The 19,120-nt window shown below is 64.6% G+C and carries 13 protein-coding genes; 9 read left to right on the top strand and 4 right to left on the bottom strand.

The window, feature by feature from the left end; genetic code table 11:
- Positions 1–2: 2 nt before the first annotated feature.
- The 3 genes from lpdA to O4H32_RS07665 form a co-directional block, all read right to left on the bottom strand.
- Positions 3–1,430: a dihydrolipoyl dehydrogenase gene (lpdA, locus tag O4H32_RS07675; protein WP_269358003.1), complete on the bottom strand. Its 1,428-nt coding sequence runs from the start codon at positions 1,428–1,430 to the stop codon at positions 3–5.
- 95 nt (positions 1,431–1,525) lie between these two features.
- Positions 1,526–2,725 (bottom strand): 2-oxoglutarate dehydrogenase complex dihydrolipoyllysine-residue succinyltransferase, encoded by a 1,200-nt coding sequence (odhB, locus tag O4H32_RS07670; RefSeq protein ID WP_269358002.1) that lies wholly within the window; start codon positions 2,723–2,725, stop codon positions 1,526–1,528.
- A gap of 39 nt (positions 2,726–2,764) precedes the next feature.
- Complete coding sequence (locus O4H32_RS07665) at positions 2,765–5,647, bottom strand: 2-oxoglutarate dehydrogenase E1 component (protein WP_269358001.1); 2,883 nt, start codon at positions 5,645–5,647, stop codon at positions 2,765–2,767.
- A gap of 324 nt (positions 5,648–5,971) precedes the next feature.
- Between O4H32_RS07665 and O4H32_RS07660 the strand changes: the two genes are divergently transcribed.
- The gene (locus O4H32_RS07660) at positions 5,972–8,266 is read left to right on the top strand and encodes an NADP-dependent malic enzyme (protein ID WP_269358000.1); all 2,295 of its coding nucleotides are present in this window, start codon (positions 5,972–5,974) and stop codon (positions 8,264–8,266) included.
- A 41-nt stretch (positions 8,267–8,307) separates the two neighbouring features.
- Here the strand turns inward: O4H32_RS07660 and tssE are convergent, their stop codons facing one another.
- Positions 8,308–8,745 carry a type VI secretion system baseplate subunit TssE gene (gene tssE / locus O4H32_RS07655; protein ID WP_269357999.1) on the bottom strand — a complete coding sequence of 146 codons (438 nt, stop codon included), beginning with the start codon at positions 8,743–8,745 and terminating at the stop codon, positions 8,308–8,310.
- A 115-nt stretch (positions 8,746–8,860) separates the two neighbouring features.
- On the opposite strand from tssE, the gene tssF reads away from it, so the two are divergent.
- From tssF to O4H32_RS07615, 8 genes are all read left to right on the top strand, one after another.
- Positions 8,861–10,591, top strand: a complete 1,731-nt coding sequence (gene tssF, locus O4H32_RS07650) for a type VI secretion system baseplate subunit TssF (protein ID WP_269357998.1) — start codon at positions 8,861–8,863, stop codon at positions 10,589–10,591.
- Complete coding sequence (gene tssG / locus O4H32_RS07645) at positions 10,555–11,535, top strand: type VI secretion system baseplate subunit TssG (RefSeq protein ID WP_269357997.1); 981 nt, start codon at positions 10,555–10,557, stop codon at positions 11,533–11,535. The genes tssF and tssG overlap by 37 nt, the downstream gene beginning before the upstream one ends.
- A 79-nt stretch (positions 11,536–11,614) precedes the next feature.
- On the top strand, positions 11,615–13,249 hold the full coding sequence (locus tag O4H32_RS07640) for a type VI secretion system Vgr family protein (protein ID WP_269357996.1): 1,635 nt from the start codon (positions 11,615–11,617) through the stop codon (positions 13,247–13,249).
- Between the two features lie 22 nt (positions 13,250–13,271).
- The gene (locus O4H32_RS07635; protein ID WP_269357995.1) at positions 13,272–14,726 is read left to right on the top strand and encodes a hypothetical protein; all 1,455 of its coding nucleotides are present in this window, start codon (positions 13,272–13,274) and stop codon (positions 14,724–14,726) included.
- 29 nt (positions 14,727–14,755) lie between these two features.
- On the top strand, positions 14,756–16,975 hold the full coding sequence (locus tag O4H32_RS07630; protein WP_269357994.1) for a DUF2169 family type VI secretion system accessory protein: 2,220 nt from the start codon (positions 14,756–14,758) through the stop codon (positions 16,973–16,975).
- A 10-nt stretch (positions 16,976–16,985) separates the two neighbouring features.
- Positions 16,986–18,026 (top strand): pentapeptide repeat-containing protein, encoded by a 1,041-nt coding sequence (locus O4H32_RS07625; protein ID WP_269357993.1) that lies wholly within the window; start codon positions 16,986–16,988, stop codon positions 18,024–18,026.
- Positions 18,027–18,044: 18 nt separating this feature from the next.
- Entirely contained in the window at positions 18,045–18,701 is a 657-nt protein-coding gene (locus O4H32_RS07620; RefSeq protein WP_269357992.1) for a DUF3540 domain-containing protein, read from the top strand.
- A gap of 17 nt (positions 18,702–18,718) precedes the next feature.
- Positions 18,719–19,114 (top strand): DUF4150 domain-containing protein, encoded by a 396-nt coding sequence (locus tag O4H32_RS07615; protein WP_269357991.1) that lies wholly within the window; start codon positions 18,719–18,721, stop codon positions 19,112–19,114.
- The last annotated feature ends 6 nt before the right edge of the window (positions 19,115–19,120 follow it).

Genomic DNA, 19,120 nt, shown 5'->3' with positions numbered 1-19,120 from the left:
CGCTACAGATTCAGCGTGCGCTTGTCGACGGCCAGGGCGGCTTCCTTGACGGCTTCGGAGAGGGTCGGGTGCGCATGGCAGATGCGCGCGATATCCTCGGCGGCGCCGCGGAATTCCATGATGGTCACGGCTTCGGCGATCAGCTCGGAGGCCATCGGACCGACGATGTGCACCCCCAGGACCTCGTCGGTCTTGGCGTCGGCCAGGATCTTGACGAAGCCGGTGGTATCGCCCAGCGCGCGGGCGCGGCCGTTGGCCATGAAGGGGAAGCTGCCGGCCTTGTAGTCGCGGCCCTCGGCCTTCAGCGCCTGTTCGGTCTTGCCGACCCAGGCGACCTCGGGCGAGGTGTAGATGACCCAGGGGATGGTGTCGAAGTTGACGTGACCGTGCTGGCCGGCGATGCGCTCGGCCACCGCCACGCCCTCTTCCTCGGCCTTGTGCGCCAGCATCGGGCCGCGCACCACATCGCCCACCGCCCAGACGTTGGTCAGGTTGCTGCGGCAGTCCTCGTCGACGACCACGAAACCGCGTTCATCCAGTTTGAGGCCCACCACGTCGGCGCCCAGGCCCTGCGTGTTGGGGACACGGCCGATGGAGACGATCAACTGGTTGACCGACAGCTTCTGTTCGGCGCCGGCCGCGTCCGTGTACTGCACGTTGACGCCCTTGGCCGAGGTCTTGACCTCGCCGATGCGCACGCCGGTCTGGATGTCCAGGCCCTGCTTGACCAGGGCCTTCTGGGCTTCCTTGGCCACGTCGCGGTCCACCGCGCCCAGGAAATCGGGCATGGCTTCCAGGATGGTGACCTCGGCGCCCAGGCGGCGCCAGACGCTGCCCATTTCCAGGCCGATGACGCCCGCGCCGATGATGCCGAGCTTTTTCGGCACGGAGGGGATCCGCAAGGCGCCGTCGTTCGACAGGACCAGTTCCTCGTCGAAGGGCACGCCGGGCAGCGCGCGCGCGCTGGAGCCGGTGGCGACGATCACGTGACGGCCTTCCAGGTCCTCGTCGGTCTTGCCGGAGACCTTCACCGACCAGCCGAAGTCCGTCTTGGCCGCCAGCGAGCCGGTGCCGTGGAAGAAGGACACCTTGTTTTTCTTGAACAGGAACAGGATGCCGTCGTTGTTCTGCTTGACCACCGTGTCCTTGCGGCCGATCAGCTTGGCCAGGTCCAGGCTGACGCCCTTGGCCGTGATGCCGTGGTCGGCGAAGTGGTGGTTGACCTGCTCGTAGTGCTCGGACGATTGCAGCAGGGCCTTGGACGGGATGCAGCCGACGTTGGTGCAGGTGCCGCCGGGGGCGGGCTTGCCCGCCGGGCTGGTCCAGGCGTCCACGCAGGCTACGGCCAGTCCCAGCTGGGCGGCGCGGATGGCGGCGATATAGCCGCCGGGGCCGGCGCCGATCACGATCACATCGAATTGTTTTGCCATGATGAGTTCTCGAATGAATGCGCGGGCCGCGCGTCATGCGCGGGCCCGCCGGGCGCGCCCCGGACGGGCGCGCGCGCAGTGAAGACTGTCCGGAATCAGACGCCCAGGAGCAGGCGCTGGGGATCTTCCAGGGCTTCCTTCATGGCCACCAGGGCCAGGACGGCTTCGCGGCCGTCGATGATCCGGTGATCGTAGGACAGCGCCAGGTAGTTGATCGGACGGATCACGATCTGGCCGTTTTCCACGACCGGACGTTCCTTGGTGGCGTGGATGCCGAGGATCGCCGATTGAGGCGGGTTGATGATCGGGGTCGAGAGCATCGAACCGAACACGCCGCCGTTGGAGATCGAAAAAGTGCCGCCGGTCAGTTCTTCCAGGCCCAGTTTACCCGCCTGGGCGCGCTGGCCGAAATCGGCGATCTGCTTTTCGATTTCCGCGATGCTGAGCTGGTCGGCGTTGCGCAGGATGGGCACCACCAGGCCGCGGGGGCTGCCCACGGCGATGCCGATGTCGAAGTAGCCGTGGTAGATGATGTCCTTGCCGTCCACCGAGGCGTTGACGACGGGGTAGCGCTTGAGCGCGGCCACGGCGGCCTTGACGAAGAAGGACATGAAGCCGAGTTTGACCCCGTGTTCCTTTTCGAAGGAATCCTTGTATTTCTTGCGCAGGTCGATCACCGCCTGCATATTGACCTCGTTGAAGGTCGTCAGGATGGCATTTTCCGTCTGGGACTGGATCAGACGCTCAGCCACCCGGGCGCGCAGGCGGCTCATGGGCACGCGCTGCTCGGGGCGGCCATCCAGGCCGACCGGCGCCGGAGCGGCCGGGGCGGCCGGGGCCGCCGACGACTGCGCGGCGTTCAGGGCATCGCCCTTGGTCACGCGGCCGGAGCGGCCCGTGCCTTCGACCGTGGCGGGGTCGATGCCTTTTTCGGACAGGATCTTGCCGGCGGCCGGGGAGGCCACCGAGGACTTGGCCGCCGGCTTGGCGGCCTCGGCGACGGCGGCGGGCGCGGGCGCCGAGGGGGTCGCCGCCGGGGCGGCGGCGGCCTTGGCGGCGGTATCGATGCGCGCCAGGACTTCGCCGGAAGTGACGGTGCTGCCGTCGCCCTTGACGATCTCGGCAAGCACGCCCGAGGCCGGGGCCGGGACTTCAAGCACGACCTTGTCGGTTTCGACCTCGATCAGGATCTCGTCGGCCTGCACGGCTTCGCCGGGCTGCTTCTTCCAGTTGAGCAGGGTGGCTTCCGATATCGATTCGGAAAGCTGCGGAACGAGGACTTCGGTAATGGCCATGATGTTTTTCCGTGTTGTCTGTATTTGAGGGAGGTCGGATTACTTGATCAGCGAGAAGCTCTTGAGCTTGGGCGCAAAGGCCTGCTCGATCAGGGCGCGCTGCTGTTCCTGGTGCTTGGCCAGGTAGCCGACGGCGGGCGAAGCCGAAGCCGGACGGCCGGCGTAGCCGAGCTTCTGGCCATCGCTCATGTTCTCGTACAAATGATGCTGCACGTAGAACCAGGGCCCCTGGTTCTGCGGTTCGTCCTGGACCCAGACCAGTTCCTTGGCGTTGGGGTATTTCTGCAGTTCGGCCTGGAAGGACTTGTGGGCAAAGGGATAGAGCTGCTCGATGCGCAGGATGGCGACGTCCTTGCGGTCCTGCTCGGCGCGGGCATGCGCCAGATCGTAGTAGACCTTGCCGGAACACAGCAGCACGCGCTTGACGCCGTCGGGCGCGATGTTCGCATCGACTTCGCCGATCACGGGCTGGAAGCTGCTGCCGGCGGCCAGGTCTTCCAGGGACGAGGTCGCGTTCTTGTTGCGCAGCAGCGACTTGGGCGTGAAGATGACCAGCGGCTTGCGGAAGGGACGAATCATCTGGCGGCGCAGCACATGGAAGATCTGCGCGCCGTTGGTGGGCTGCACGACCTGCATGTTGTTGTCCGCGCACAGCTGCAGGAAGCGCTCGATGCGCGCCGAGGAGTGCTCGGGACCCTGGCCTTCGTAGCCGTGCGGCAGCATCAGGGTCAGGCCGCACTGGCGGCCCCACTTGGCCTCGCCCGACGAGATGAACTGGTCGATCACGACCTGGGCGCCGTTGGCGAAATCGCCGAACTGGGCTTCCCAGATGGTCAGCACGTTGGGCTCGGCCGTGGCGTAACCGTATTCGAAGCCCAGCACGGCGGCTTCGGACAGCACGGAATCGATCACGGTGAACGGCGCCTGGCCTTCGGCCACGTTCTGCAGGGGCACGTAGGTGCCGTCGTCCCAGCGCTCGCGCTTTTGATCATGCAGCACGGCGTGGCGGTGGGTGAAGGTGCCGCGGCCGGAATCCTGTCCGGTGATGCGGATGGCGTAGCCATTGGCCACCAGGGTGGCGAAGGCCAGGTGCTCGCCCATGCCCCAGTCCACGGGGTGCTCGCCGCGCGCCATGGCCAGGCGGTCGCCCAGCAGCTTCTTGACGAGCGGGTGCACGGTGAAGCCGTCCGGCACCTGGGTGAGCCGTTCGCCGATGCGGGTGAGTTCCGCCAGGGGCACGCCGGTGTCGGCGTGGTCCGTCCATTTGGCGCCCAGGAACGGCGACCAGTCGGTGGAGTACTTGTTCTTGTAATCGGTCAGTACGGGCTCGACCGTGCGCTGGCCGTCTTCCATCAACTGGCGGTAGTCCTTGACCAGTTGGTCGGGTTCGTCCGCGGCCAGCACGCCCTGGGCCACCAGGCGGTCCCCGTAGAGTTTGCGCGTGCCCGGGTGCGTGCCGATGCTCTTGTACATCAGCGGCTGGGTCAGAGACGGCGTGTCCTGTTCATTGTGGCCCAGCTTGCGGAAGCAGACGATGTCCACGACCACGTCGTGCTTGAACTGCTGGCGATAGTCCAGGGCCAGCCGGGTGACGAAGACCACGGCCTCGGGATCGTCGCCGTTGACGTGGAAGACCGGCGCTTCGATCATCTTGACCACGTCCGTGCAGTACAGCGTGGAACGCGTGTCGCGCGGATCGGAAGTCGTGAAGCCGATCTGGTTGTTGATGACGATGTGCAGCGTCCCGCCCGTGCCGTAGCCGCGCGTCTGGGCCAGGTTCAGGGTTTCCATCACCACGCCCTGGCCGGCGAAGGCCGCATCGCCGTGCACCAGCACCGGCAAGACCTGGTCGCCGGCCTCGTCGTCACGACGGTCCTGGCGGGCGCGCACGCTGCCTTCGACCACGGGGTTGACGATTTCCAGGTGCGAGGGGTTGAACGCCAGCGACAGGTGGACCGGGCCGCCGCGCGTGGACAGGTCGCTGGAAAACCCATTGTGGTATTTGACGTCGCCGTCGCTGAGCCCCTGGGCGTGCTTGCCCTCGAACTCGGCGAACAGGTCGCCGGGCATCTTGCCCATGATGTTGACCAGCATGTTCAGGCGGCCGCGGTGGGCCATGCCCACGACGATCTCCTGGACGCCGTTCGCGCCGGCGTGGTTCACGACTTCGTCCATGGCGGCGATGAAGCTTTCGCCGCCTTCCAGGGAAAAGCGCTTCTGGCCGACGTATTTGGTGTGCAGAAAGCGTTCCAGGCCTTCGGCTTCGGTCACCTGGCGCAGGATGTGGCGCTTTTCCTCGACGGTGAATTCGGGGATGCCCAGCGTGGATTCGAGTCGTTCCTGGATCCAGCGCTTGACCGCCGGATCCGCAATGTGCATGAACTCGGCGCCGATGTTGTGGCAATACGTATCGCGCAGGGCCTTGAGGATGTCCCGCATGGTCATCGTATCGGCCTTGGTGAAATACGTGTTCGTGGCCGAATAGATCTGATCCAGGTCCGCCTCGGAGAGGCCGTAGAAAGCGGGGTCCAGTTCCGGAATTTCCGGACGGTCGCGGCGCTTCAGGGGATCGAGCTGGGCGATGCGCGAGCCCAGCGAGCGATAGGCGGCGATGATGGACTGGACGTAGACCTGCTTGCCGGCGATGGCCAGGGCCTGGTCGGAGGCCTGCGCGGGGCGGATCTGGAAGGCGTTCTCGCGGGCGCGCTGCGCGAAGGAGGCGACGATCGGGGCGTGGGCCTGGTCGCGGGTGGCCTCACGGCCGTCGGCGGCGGGCTGATGCTGCAACTGATCGAAGTAGGAGCGCCACTGATCCGGAATGGAACCCGGGTTGTCTAGATAGGCTTCGTAGAGGTCTTCTACGTAGGGCGCGTTGGCGCCGAACAAATAGGAATTGGACTGGAGTTCTTGTTCCGTGGGCATTGTGTGCTTCACCTGACGGGTGCTTCACCCGAACGATGCAGATTGATCAACCTTCCGCGACTCGGCCAGACCGATGGGCGGATAGCAGGGGCAGAAGGCAACGGTACGACGCCTTGCATAAGCCGTATTAAGGCAAAAGTATACCCGTCCGATGGCATGGGTTTAAACTGATCGGCCGAAAACGCCCGTTCCAGGCCGTTTTTCGTCCGGTTGGCGTTGGAATTAACAAACACTTCAACAAACAACCGGGCGGAAGCGGGTCGACTGGAACCCTTCCCTCGCGGCGACATGAATGAAACGACACCAGCAGGAGCACAGGCAGTCATGGACCTGAAAGACGATCGCGCCAAGATGGCGCTCGATTACCACGCCTTCCCCACCCCCGGGAAGATCTCCGTGGTGCCGACCAAGCCCCTGGCCAATCAGGACGACCTGACCCTGGCCTATTCCCCGGGCGTGGCGACCGCCAGCATGACCATCCACGCCGAAGGCGAGGCCGCCGCCGCCAAGTACACCTCGCGCGCCAACCTGGTCGGCGTGGTCACCAACGGCACCGCCGTGCTCGGCCTGGGCAACATCGGCCCGCTGGCGGCCAAGCCCGTCATGGAGGGCAAGGGCTGCCTGTTCAAGAAGTTCGCCGGCATCGACGTCTTCGATATCGAACTGGACGAGCACGACCCGGACAAGCTGGTCGACATCATCGCCGCCCTGGAACCGACGCTGGGCGGGATCAACCTGGAGGACATCAAGGCGCCTGAATGCTTCTACATCGAGAAGAAGCTGCGCGAGCGCATGAAGATCCCCGTCTTCCACGACGACCAGCATGGCACCGCCATCATCTCCTCGGCCGCCGTCCTGAACGGCCTGAAGGTCGTGGGCAAGGACATCGGCCAGGTCAAGCTGGTGTGCTCGGGCGCGGGCGCCGCCGCCATCGCCTGCCTGGATCTCATGGTCAAGCTCGGCGTCTCGCAGGAGAACGTCTTCGTGGTCGATTCGCGCGGCGTGATCTGGGAAGGCCGCGACGAGAAGATGGAGCCCAACAAGGCCCGCTACGCCCAGAAGACCGACGCCCGCACCCTGGCCGACGTCTGCCGGGGCGCCGACGTGTTCCTGGGCTGCTCGGCCCCCGGCGTGCTGACCCAGGACATGGTGCGCACCATGGCCGACCGTCCGCTGATCCTGGCACTGGCCAACCCCGACCCCGAGATCCGCCCCGAGGACGCCAAGGCCGCCCGGCCCGACTGCATCATCGCCACCGGCCGTTCGGACTACCCGAACCAGGTCAACAACGTGCTGTGCTTCCCCTTCATCTTCCGGGGCGCGATGGATTGCGGCGCCACCGTCATCAACGAAGAAATGAAGCTGGCCTGCGTCAAGGCCATCGCCGATCTGGCCCAGGCCGAGAGCAGCGCCGAGGTCGCGGGCGCCTATGCCGACCAGGATCTGTCCTTCGGTCCGGAATACATCATCCCCAAGCCCTTCGATCCGCGCCTGATCGTCAAGATCGCCCCGGCCATCGCCGAGGCTGCGGCGGCCTCCGGCGTGGCCCGTCGCCCCATCGAGGACATGGACGCCTACCGGCAGTCCCTGATGAGCATCGTCTACCACTCCGGCCAACTGATGCGCCCCCTGTTCCGCCAGGCGAAGTCCGCGCCCAAGCGCGTGATCTACGCCGACGGCGAGGACGAACGCGTCCTGCGCGCCGCCCAGACGGTGCTGGACGAGGGCTTCGCGCGACCGATCCTGATCGGCCGCCCTGCCGTGATCGACATGCGCATCCAGAAGTTCGGCCTGCGACTGACGCCGGGCCAGAATGTGGAAATCGTCAATCCCGAGGACGACTCGCGCTTCAACGAGACCTGGAGCGCCTACTACAAGCTGCGCGGCCGCGACGGCGTCACGCCCGACATCGCCAAGGCCATGGTCCGCAAGCACAACTCCCTGATCGGGGTGATGCTGCTGCAGCGCGGCGACGCCGACGCGATGATCTGCGGCGTGGCCAGCCGCTTCGACAACCAGTTGAAGTACGTCGAGGAAGTCATCGGCCTGAAGCCCACGGCGCGCACTTATGCGGCCATGAACGTCTTGATGCTGCCCACGCAGACCCTGTTCATCTGCGACACGCACGTCAATGAAGACCCCACCGCCGAGCAGGTCGCCGACATGACGATCCAGGCCGCCGAGGAGGTCCGCCGCTTCGGCATCGTGCCCAAGGTCGCCCTGCTCTCGCATTCCAACTTCGGCAGCCGCCCCTCGGCGTCCTCCCGCAAGATGGCTGAGGCCCGGCGCCTGATCGCCGAGCGCGCCCCCGAACTGGAGGTCGACGGCGAAATGCACGCGGACTCGGCCCTGTCCGAGACCATCCGCGTCAAGGCCTACCCCGACACCGCGCTGAAAGGGCCGGCCAACCTGCTGATCATGCCCAACCTGGACGCCGGCAACATCACCTACAACATGCTGAAGATGACCGGCAGCCACGGGGTGGCGATGGGTCCGGTGCTGCTGGGCGCCGCGCGCCCGGTGCACATCCTGACCACCAGTTCCACGGTGCGCCGGATCGTCAACATGACGGCCCTGGCGGTGGTGGATGCCCAGCAGGAGGCGGGCGAAACGGTCTGATCAACCCGCAGGACCGCGGGACCGACCGGCTGGCGCGGCCTTCAATGCCGCGCCAGCCGGTCGACGAAGATCCGGCCGGCCGAATTGATCCGCAAACTGACCGAGAACGGCAGGTCTGGCGCATTCGCGCGGCTGGCCGCCAGCAGGCCGCTCAGTTCGAAACGCAAGGCGATCACGTCCCGGCGCTCGGACGAGACAGAAATCCGGCATTGCCGCAATCGCGGCTCGTACAGGCTGATCTGGCGCAAGATCGCCTCGGACAGGGCCTCGGATGTCCCGACGGCGAAAGAGCCCGCAATATTGCTCATGTCGGCCAATCCATACTGGGCATCGATGGGCACCGAACCCGCCCGCGTATTGAGCAGCCGCGTGAGATGCAGCCCGATGGATTCCGAAAGCTGGCGATCTGGAGAAACGCCATCGGACAAACCGGGGTCTTCGAAATGGGTCAGGCGTTCCAACAAGCGGATCTGGCTCATGCCGGGTTCTCTCACACAAACCCCCTGAATCGGGGGGAAACACGTATCCTACTCCCTTGACACCCATCCGTGGCATCCGGCACCATCGACGGCTCGATTGCCTCTAATCTTACCCATGGCCACCCGCTTCAACCGGTTCTACGCTACCGAGCTCGCCCACCTGCGCACCCACTCGTTGGAATTTGCCCAGGCCAACCCCGCGGTTGCCCCGATGCTGGGATCGGTATCGACCGACCCGGATGTCGAACGCCTGCTAGAGGGCGTGGCCTTCCTGAACGGCCTGACGCGTCAAAAACTGGACGACGAATTTCCCGAAATCGTCCAGGAACTTGCCAGCGTCCTGGTGCCTCAGTTCCTGCGACCACTGCCCGCGACCTCGATGGTGGCCTTCGCACCCAAGGCCCCACTCAATGAAACGACCGTGATCGAGGCCGGCACCGAGATCGCCGCCACGCCCCTGGAAGGCATTTCCTGCCTCTTCCGCACCACAGCCAGGTTGCACATCGCGCCCCTCACACTGGAATCCGTCAACACGGAAAAAACCCAGGACGGCAACCACGTCCTGCAACTGCAATTCCACGCGCCCGGCGCCTCGGACGCGCCCGCCCTGCCGGACCGCCTGCGGCTGTTCCTGACGGGCGACCCCGTCGATGCGGCCAATCTTTTCATGCTGCTCAACAACCAGGTCCAGTCCCTGCGCCTGCGCGACCAAGCCGGCCACACCGTGTCACTGCCCCCGAAACTCGGCACCCCCGGCTTCGACGAACCCCTGTTGCCCTATCCCGACAATGCATTTCCCGCCTTCAGCTGGATGCAGGAACTGCTGTTCATGCCGCAGAAATTCCTGTTCATCGAACTGACCGGCCTGGACAAGGGCAATGGCATCCTCCAGGGCAGCCGCTTCCGGATCGAGTTCTTTCTGTCCAGGAACAACCAGGACCTCCCGTCCCTGAGCACTCGCAACTTCGCCCTGCATGTCACGCCGGTGGTCAACCTGTTCGCCACCGAAGCCGAGCCCATCAAGCTCGACCACGAGCTGTCGGAGTATCCGGTCCTGCCCCACGGCACGCAACGCGCCCATCACCAGATCTACTCCATCGACTCGGTCAGCGGTTACCAGCAAGGCGGCGCGCCTCCCCGGTCCTATGTCCCGTTTTCCTTGCTGTCCCACGCACGCCATTCGGCCCAGGCCAGCTACCGCACTTCAATCCGGCCGGCCATCGTGGGCAACACCATCAACACCTACCTGTCGGTGGTCTACGATCAGCAGAACGTGCCAGCCAACGAAACGCTCTCGCTCACCCTGACCTGCACCAACCGGACACTGCCCGAGCGACTGAAGCTGGGCGACATTTCCCGGCCCACCAGTTCCTCGCCCGAACGCTTCACATTCCGGAACATCACACCCGTCACGGCGGCCATCGACCCGCCGCACGGCGAAAAGCTGCTGTGGGACGTGATCAGCCATACCACGCTGAATCTGCTGTCGCTGGCCAGCATCGACAATCTGCGTGCCATCCTGCACCTGTACAACTCCACCTGCTCCCACGACAACAGCGTGCGCAGCGCCAATGAAAGACAAATCGAAGGCCTGCTGGACCTCTCCATCACGCCCGAGTCCCGCCTGGTGCGCGGCAGCCTGTTGCAGGGCCAACATATCGTGCTCAGCTGCGACGAGAAAAACTGGCCGGGAACGGGCACCCTCTATCTTTGGGGCTGCGTACTGGACCGATTCCTCGCCAGCTACATCAGCATCAACACCTACACCCGTTTCGAAATCCACGACAAAAACACAGGAACCCGATTCACATGGCCGATGCGCATGGGACTCAAGACAGTCCTTTAAAGACTCGGCTGCTCTCGCAGGGCGGGCGGTTCGCATTTTCGCAGGCCTACCGGCTGCTGCGGCTGCTGCCGCGCCCGACCCCGGACAGCGAACCCGACATCCGGACACGGCCCCACCTCAGTCTGGACTTTCCAGGCATGGACCTCAGTGGCATCGAGGAAACCGCCCCTGGCCAGTACCGCTTGACCGCCAATTTCCTGGGCCTGTACGGGGTCACATCCCCGCTGCCCAATTTCTACACCGAAGACCTGCTGGACGAGCGTCACGATGGCCGCCACAGCAATCGGGATTTCCTCGACATTGTCGGCCAGACGCTGTACCCGCTGTTTTTCCGGGCCTGGCTGAAATCCCGCGCCCACATCCGCATCAAGGAATTCGGCGACGACCGGCTGCTGGAGATCTTCCACACCTTCGTAGGCATCTGCCGCCCCCTGCGCTACCTGAATCGCCCCGGGGTTTCGCACCTGCTGCGCTTCGCCGGCCTGTTCAGCCAGCATCCGCGTTCGGCCATGGGCCTGCAGACCATCATTGCCGCGCTGCATCCGGACACCGACATCGAAGTCATCCAGCAAGACATCCGCAAACAACCCATCCCGCAGCCGCAGCGGCTGACCCTCGGCCTGCAGAATTGCACCCTGGGCGACGACGCCCACCTGGGCAGCGAAATCCGCTGCCGTACCAGCAACCTCACCGTGCGCATCAGCCAGATCGATGCCGACCTGTTTCCCCGCCTGCTGCCGGGCGGTGATGCCTTCGAGGAACTAAAGTTCCTGGTTCGTTACTATCTCATGACCCCTTTGCACATCCGCCTGGTGCTGCAACCGGCTCCCGGCGTCGTGGGCCTGCTGCATCTGGGCACGAAGGCCTGGGGATCGCTGGGCAGAACCAGCTGGTTGCCGGCCGGTGACACGCGCGCCTACCAGTCGCTGACTTTCACGCTATGAACCATGGCGTAAAGACCACCGGGACGACAGCCATACAGGTTTTTTCCACCGCCCGAAGCCAGCCTCACGAAGGATCGCCATGGCCATCGCCGACAAAGAACTGATCTTCACCTTCGCGCTCACCCCGTCGCCCGCCTTGTTCCAGGTCATCCGCCTGGAAGGCCACGAGGCCATCTCCCAGCCCTTCGAGTTTCAATTGACCCTGGTCAGCGACCAAGGCGACATCGATCTGGATGCCGCGCTGCAGGCCACCGCCACCCTGACCATCCGATCCCGGGACGCCGCGCGGACCACGCCCTACCATGGCATGCTGGCCAGCATCGAACAGCTGGGCTGCGTCGACCAGGCCTACTTCTACCAGGTCACCCTGGTACCCCGGCTCTGGAAAGCCAGCCTCAATCAGCTCAACGAAGTCTATCTGAACGAACAGACCGTGCCGCAGCTGATCCCGCAAATCCTGCAACGCAACAATCTACGCGGTCCGGATGTGCGCCTGCTGCTGAAAAACCCGCAGGCCTACCGCGAACGCAGCTTCATCTGCCAGTTCCAGGAGAGCGACTTCAATTTCCTCTCGCGCTGGATGGAACAGGAAGGTCTGTACTATTACTTCGACCACGACAGCAGCCCCTCGGGTGAAGTGCTGACGATCCTCGATCACCGGGAAGCACAGCCGGCCGCCGTCACCACACTGCGCTACACCCCGCCCGAAAACGTCCAGACCGACCGCCAGGACAGCTGCGTCACCGCTTTTACCTGCCGCAAGAAGCAACTGCCGGGCGCCACCCTGGTACAGGACTTCAATTACCGCAAGGCCAGCCTGGCCGACGACGTCCGGCACCAGAGCCGCATCCCCCAGGGCACCCAGGGCACATACATGCTCTACGGGCAAAACCTGCGCACGCCGGAACACGCCCGACAACTGGCCGACATCTGCGCCCAGGCAATCGATGCCCAAGGCACCGTCTACCATGGCAGTTCCCCGGCAACGGGCCTGCGCAGCGGCTACTTCCTGGAAGTCACCCATCATTTCCGGGACAGTTGCAACACCCGCTACCTGATCACCAGCGTCCAGCACCGCGGATCCCAGGCCGGCGTGGTGCTTGCAGGCAAAAACACCGCCTACAACCGCAGCGAACAAGGCTCCACCTATGCGGCGGAATTCCAGGCAATCCCTGCGGGCCTACAATACCGGTCGCCCCGGGTTACGCCCCGTCCGGTCATCAGCGGCATCCTCAGCGCCTGGGTTGATGCCGAGGGCAGCGGCAAACTGGCCGAAATCAACGAGTTCGGCCAGTACAAGGTCCAGTTGCCCTATGATCTGTCCGACAAACCGCTGAACAAGGGCTCTTCATGGTTGCGCATGGCTTCCCCCTATGCCGGCAGCAGCGAAGGCATGCACTTTCCACTGCGACGCGGCTCCGAGGTGCTGCTGGCCTTCAACCAGGGGGATCCGGACCAGCCCGTCATTCTCTCCGCCGTGCCCAACTCCGAACACCCGAGCATCGTGAACCGGGTCAATCAGACCAGCAACGCGATCCGTTCGGTCAGCGGCAACTACCTGAACATGTCCGATCGGCCCGGCAAGGAGTTCTTCGGAATGTATTCGCCCGTCAAAAGCTCCATGGTCTACATCGGCACGATCCCCCAGGGGCAGTCCGACAGTCAGGCCCCCTCGCCACCGAATGACCCCATGGCGGCCCTGAGCTCGATCTAACCCCCCATTTTTCCGGAAAATCATGGCAGACGACAGCGACAAAAACGGGCTGGTCCTGTACACCCAGGGAAAGTACTTCGCCTGGTACGGCAACGGCGCCACCACCATCACGTCGGCCTCCAGTTTCGATCTGACGTACGGCGTCAAGAACAGCGTCACGATCGGTCTTTTCACCGATCTGACGATTGCCATGAAAACCGACGTGTTCGTTGGCGGCAACCTGTCCGCCAACCTGTCTGCCGGCGTCGAATTCAAGAAAAGCCACGCGGTCCAAGAAGCCCAGGATGCCTCCAGCCACGGCCTGAACAACAATGTCCTGTCCGCAGGCAACGACATCCCCGGCGCGGCAAAAATCGCGGTCCTCCGGACCATCCTGGGGGTGCTCGTCGGCGCACAAGTCATCTCCCTGCTGGCTGCGACGGGCATTGCCATCGCCCTGGACAAAACCAAGGACGAGGAAAAAGTCAAAGAGGCCAATGCGGCCGTGCCGGACGACGACCCCACGAATACCATGACCCTGGAAAATCCGGTTCCAGGCTATGTGTTCTCCCTGATCAACGGGGGCATGAACATCCTCAGTGCAATCGGCCTGATCGTCGGAATCATCATCTCCAAAGTTTCCAGCAACCAGCTATCCGACAATCCTCCGTCCGTCCTGTCCCTGGACAAACTGCCCGCCGCATTTCTCGGTGTCCGCAGTCCCCTCCCCGTCAACGGCGGGGCCGCGGGACTCTCGGTCAGCACCGCAGCCCTCGAAATCTCAGCCACCTCCGCACAACGCGCTTACACCAAAAACCCGACACTCACCACCATCGTCGATTTCAACCCGGCGCAGGCGCCGGATGCCGCCCTGATCCCCGGCGCGCGAGTCCGGCTCAATGCGGGTGGAGACATCCAGTCCTGGGGCGGCAACTGGCTGGCCACCATGAGTGGCGAAAATCGACAGTCGGCGCCCAGCCATCTGCTCCAGGTCACGGACGCCCAAGGAATCAACACCACCACAAACCTGACGGCCGACTCGAACGGTGTCGCCCTGACCGCCGATCCTAACAATACCGTCAGCGCGACGGCAAACGGCGTCAGCGCGGTCGCCACGACCGCTTTCATGCGGCTGACTTCGGACGCCGCTTCCCTTGGACAGGGCGGCAACACCCTGGGCGCAACAGCCAGCAACGTCCAGCTCAAATTCGGTCCCTCCACCACCCTGACGCTTGACAGCACCGGCATCTCCATCGGCGGGGCGCTGACCATTCTGGCGCCGGGCGGACCCTTGCCCACAGGCCCCGACCTGACGGCTCTCAAAGCCCAGATCGCGCAAGAAATTGCCGCTCAAGCAGCCAAGCAGGCAAAGATCACAGCCAATATCGCCCGCCTGGCCGTCGAAGCCAATGCGAACGCACTGTATGCGCAAACGCTGCTCCAGACACGGGCACTGACCGATTCAGTGACAGACAACACCGCGCCACCCACCAAATGAACCCAAGGCTTCCCTCCCTCCAGGTTTTTTTGCCTCCCGGCACCGAGCTTCTGCAACGCAGCCTGAAACTGGATGACGGCCGCTACGCCATGGCGCTGGGCGTGATCCAGCCTTTTGCCCTGCACCCGCCCGGTCCGGAAGCCAACGACGATCCGACCGAAAATCTCTGGGACACCGTCAGCCGGATCCTCGGGAAAAATGGCGAGATCGACGAAGGCTGGCCCAAAGCCTGCGGCGAATGGCTGGCATTCGGCCAGTGCCACCCACCGGCCGGCTATACCGAATGGCCAGTATCCGCCCGCATCACGGCCGGGTCGCTGGACAAACAGCTGGCGATCGCGCAGGACCAGCCCGCGGTACGGGGCTTTGCGCCACTCACACCCGACCATCCCGAACGCCAACGGCATCAGGGCCGGCACGACGACGCCTGGCTGGCCAAACGCTGGCCGCACCATCCCGTCGATACCGACCCCGCCTTTTTCCAGTTGGCGCCGCCGGATCAGCGACTGGATGGCTATTGGCAGGGCGGCGAAGCCATTCTGGTGCGCAATATGCATCCGCAGCACCCGGACCTGCATGGCCGCACGCCCGCAAAGCGTCCTCGTTTCTTCATCCACCAGGCACCGCCCGACGGGGCCCCTGATTTCGCTGAACTGCAGGTGCATGCGGACACGCTCTGGCTGCTGCCCGAAGCCCGGCTCGGCCTCATGATCTACCGCGGCCTGGTGCCTGTCCATACGCCGGACGGCCGTGATCTGAACGCCTTCCTGGGGACTTTCGAGGATCCGGACAGCCCGAAGCAACCCCTGGAGCACTATCTCCAGCAATACCTGGCCCTGGCGGCGCCGGATCTGGCGGCACAACAACAGGCACTGCAGGCGCAGCGGCAACAGGAATACGCGCAACTGTCCAGCACCGAACTCCTGGAAAAAATCACCGAGCAGAAAACGCTCTTCAAGGAAATGCTGCAGCAGCACGGCACAGATGACGAGACCCTGATGCGGCAGATGCTGGCCATGCCCCAGACCCGCCAGTTCGCACAGGCCATCGCCCAGCGCAGCGGCACGCTCAGCGGGTTTTTTACCGAGATCGAGTCCTTGCTGCGCGAGATCGAAGACATCGACGCGCCGCAGGCCACCTCCGGCCCCACGCTGGAATCCGTCCAGCCCCCGCCGCTGGTCACGGCCGCCCAGGCCCCTGTGGCGCCCCCGGCCTCCCGCCAAGGCCCGGCGCTGCAGGATCAGGCACTGGCGACACGCCATCGACTGGCCGTCCAGCGGCGCCAGGCGCAAGGTCAGTCCTGCGCCGGCATGGACCTCAGCCAGGCCAATCTGGCCGGACTGGATCTGGCCGGCATGGACTTTACCGGCGCCGTGCTGGCAGGGGCCAATCTGGCCGGCGCCCAACTGCCGGGCGCGGTGCTGAATCAGGCCATTCTGCAAGGCGCCCGACTGGATGCGGCCAATCTGGCCGGCTGCCAGATTATCCAGGCCACCCTGGACCAGGCGACGTTGGCGGGCGCCAGCCTGAAAGGCGCCATACTGGATGACAGCAACTGCTATGGCGCCAATTTTGCCGGCGCCGAACTGACCGGCGTCAGTCTGAACCGTACCACCCTGACCCAGGCCTGGCTGCAGCAGGTACAGGCGCCGCAGATCCAGGCGGACGAGGCCAATTTCTCGCACGCCAACCTGGAAGGCTGCAATCTGTCACGGGCCCGGCTCCAGCAGGCCAATTTCACCGGCGCCCGGCTGGCCCGCATCCAGCTGGATGACGCCGACTGCAGCGGGGCCAATTTCACCCTGGCCGATCTCAGCCAGGCCAGTCTGGAACGCTGCACCCTCAGCGACAGCCAGAGCACTGCCGGATCCCAATGGCAGGGAGCCAACCTGCAACAAGCCGTACTGAGCGGCGCCAGCTGGGTCGGCGCCTGCCTGGAGAGCGTGCGAATGGATGGCGTCCTCGCCCAGGGAGCCGATTTCTCCGACACGCAACTGGGCCATGCCCGCCTGTCGCAGGCCGATCTGCGCCAGGCCCGCTTTGACCGCGCCATCCTGTGCCATGCCGTGCTGAACCGCAGCAATCTGATGGAAGCCTCGTTCAACCATGCCGATCTCGGCCACTGCCAGATCCAGGACGCCAATCTGTACGCCGCCAGCTTCATCGACACCGATCTGACGCACACCGCCCTGAAAGGCAGCCAGATCGACGCCACCATCCTGCCCGTGCGCTTCGGCGTCCCCACCTGAGCCCCTGACCATGACCGCTCCGCAAATCATCGACGGTGTCCTCGAAAACGCCAATCTTCGCCAAGCCAAACTGGCCGGCACGGATTTTGCCGGCATCCAGTTCCGCCAAGTGGATTTCAGCCAGGCCGATCTGACAGAGACCAACTTCACCCAGGCCGATTTCCAAGGCTGCAATTTCACCAGCGCGCAACTGAACGGCAGCCTGCTGCTGGGCGCCTCGTTCAAGGAATGCGTGCTGGACCAGGCCGGCCTGGCCAACGCCAATCTGTCCACGGCCACGCTGACGCAGGTCAGCCTCGACGGGATCCAGGGCGGCCAGGCGGATCTGTCCGCCTCCCTGCTGGACCAGTGCTCGCTCAGCGAGGCCACACTCACCGGGGCGGATCTGTCCCTGGCACGGTTGAAGGCGTGCTCCCTGGACAATACCGATCTGGGCGGCGCCAATCTCGAACGCCTCATGGCACTCGACACGGACCTGAGCCACGCCCTGTTCCGCGACAACTCCATGGTCAGCGCCATGCTCATGAAGACCAAGCTGACAGGCCAGCGCTTTCCGGGCTGCACGCTGGATCTCACCCTCTTCATCGAGGCCGATCTGCAGGGCGCGGATTTCTCCGGCTCCCAATTCAAGGACACGCAGTTTGCACAGGCCAAATTGACGGGCGCCAGTTTCAAGGGCGCCCGGCTCGCCAACGTCAGTCTGACACTGGCCGACCTCACGGGGGCCGACCTGTCCGAGGCCCAGTTCGAATTCTGCGATTTCTCGGCGGCGATCCTGAACAGCGCCCGTTGCCAGAACAGCCGCTTCGCCACCTGCGTCATGCTCAAACTGCAAGCTGCATCCAGCATTTGGGACCAGGCCTCACTGCGGCTGTGCGACCTGTCGCATGCCGTGCTGAACCAGGCCAGCGCCCGCCGCGCCACGCTGGACATCTGCAATCTGCATGAACTGCAGGAAGAGGGCACCTTGTGGGATGGCGCCACTTTCAATAACAGCGCACGCACCAATCCAGCCCGCGCTGCCGCCGAAACCTGGGCCCCCCCCCTGTAACCCCGGAGATGCGAAGCCATGCCCAATGTCCTGCCCCTGATCCAACCCGTCCCCGATCACGCCGACCTGTTGTTGCAGGCCTACGTCACAGGCCGGGACGGCTCCGACTACCGCACCAGCCATCCGGACTGCCCGACGGCCCGCCCGGCTTTCAGCTGCCTGATGGAACCCCAGGAAGGCGATCTGGTGCTGCTGGCTTCCCCCACGGGCGCAGCGTCAGGCCATATCCTGGCCATCCTGACGCGCCCGGGAGCACAGCAGGCCAGCCTGACGTTGCCGGGCGGCGCCCGCCTGCAGGCGGGTGACGACCAACTGCGCCTGCAGGCCGGGCATCTGCACCTGGACGGCACGCAATCACTGGATCTGCACGGCACCCGGATGGACATCCGCGCGGTCCACGCCCAGACCACCATCACCCACTGGCAGGGCTGGTTCGACACCCTGCAAGCCCATGCCGTCTCCATCCAGTATGGCGCCAAGACGCTGTCGGCCACGCTGGGCAGGCTGCTGTCGCGCTCGATCGAAAGTTTCCGCTCCGTGCAGGGCCTGGACGAGACCCGTGTGGGCCGCAGCAGCACCATCGTCCAGGATCACCATCAGCTCCGGGCCGGCCACATCACCACCCGCGCCGAAGGCTTCGTGAAAATCGACGGTCAGAAGATCGACCTGGGTTGATCCCGCCAGGAACCGCCATGCCCTTTGTCGCCACCATCCAAGCCGGCCAGACCAACAGCACCCCGGACGTCTGCAAGACCCCGGCTCCGCCGGGGCCGCCCATCCCGATCCCCTATCCGAACTTCGCCATGACGACGCTGGCTACGCCGCCGACCACCAAGGTACTGGTGGGCGGTGCGCCGGCGGTGACCAAGTCGTCCAAAATTCCGCTCAGCAACGGCGACACCGGCGGCACACTGGGCGGCGTCGTCTCGGGAACATTCATGAGCGAGTGCGAATTCATCACCGCCAGCTTCAAGGTCAAATTCGAAGGCAAGCCGGTCGTGCGTCAGGGCGACAGCGTCAAATCAAACAAAGGCAATGCCATCGGCGCCCTGTTGCAGCCCAGCCAGGTCAAGGTCAACTGCAACTAGGACCGG

The sequence above is a fragment of the Castellaniella denitrificans genome, from assembly GCF_027214045.1.
GTDB lineage: Bacteria > Pseudomonadota > Gammaproteobacteria > Burkholderiales > Burkholderiaceae_B > Castellaniella > Castellaniella denitrificans_A.
The sequence above is the reverse complement of the archived record's forward strand: the minus strand, read 5'-3'. Positions and strand labels throughout refer to the sequence as shown.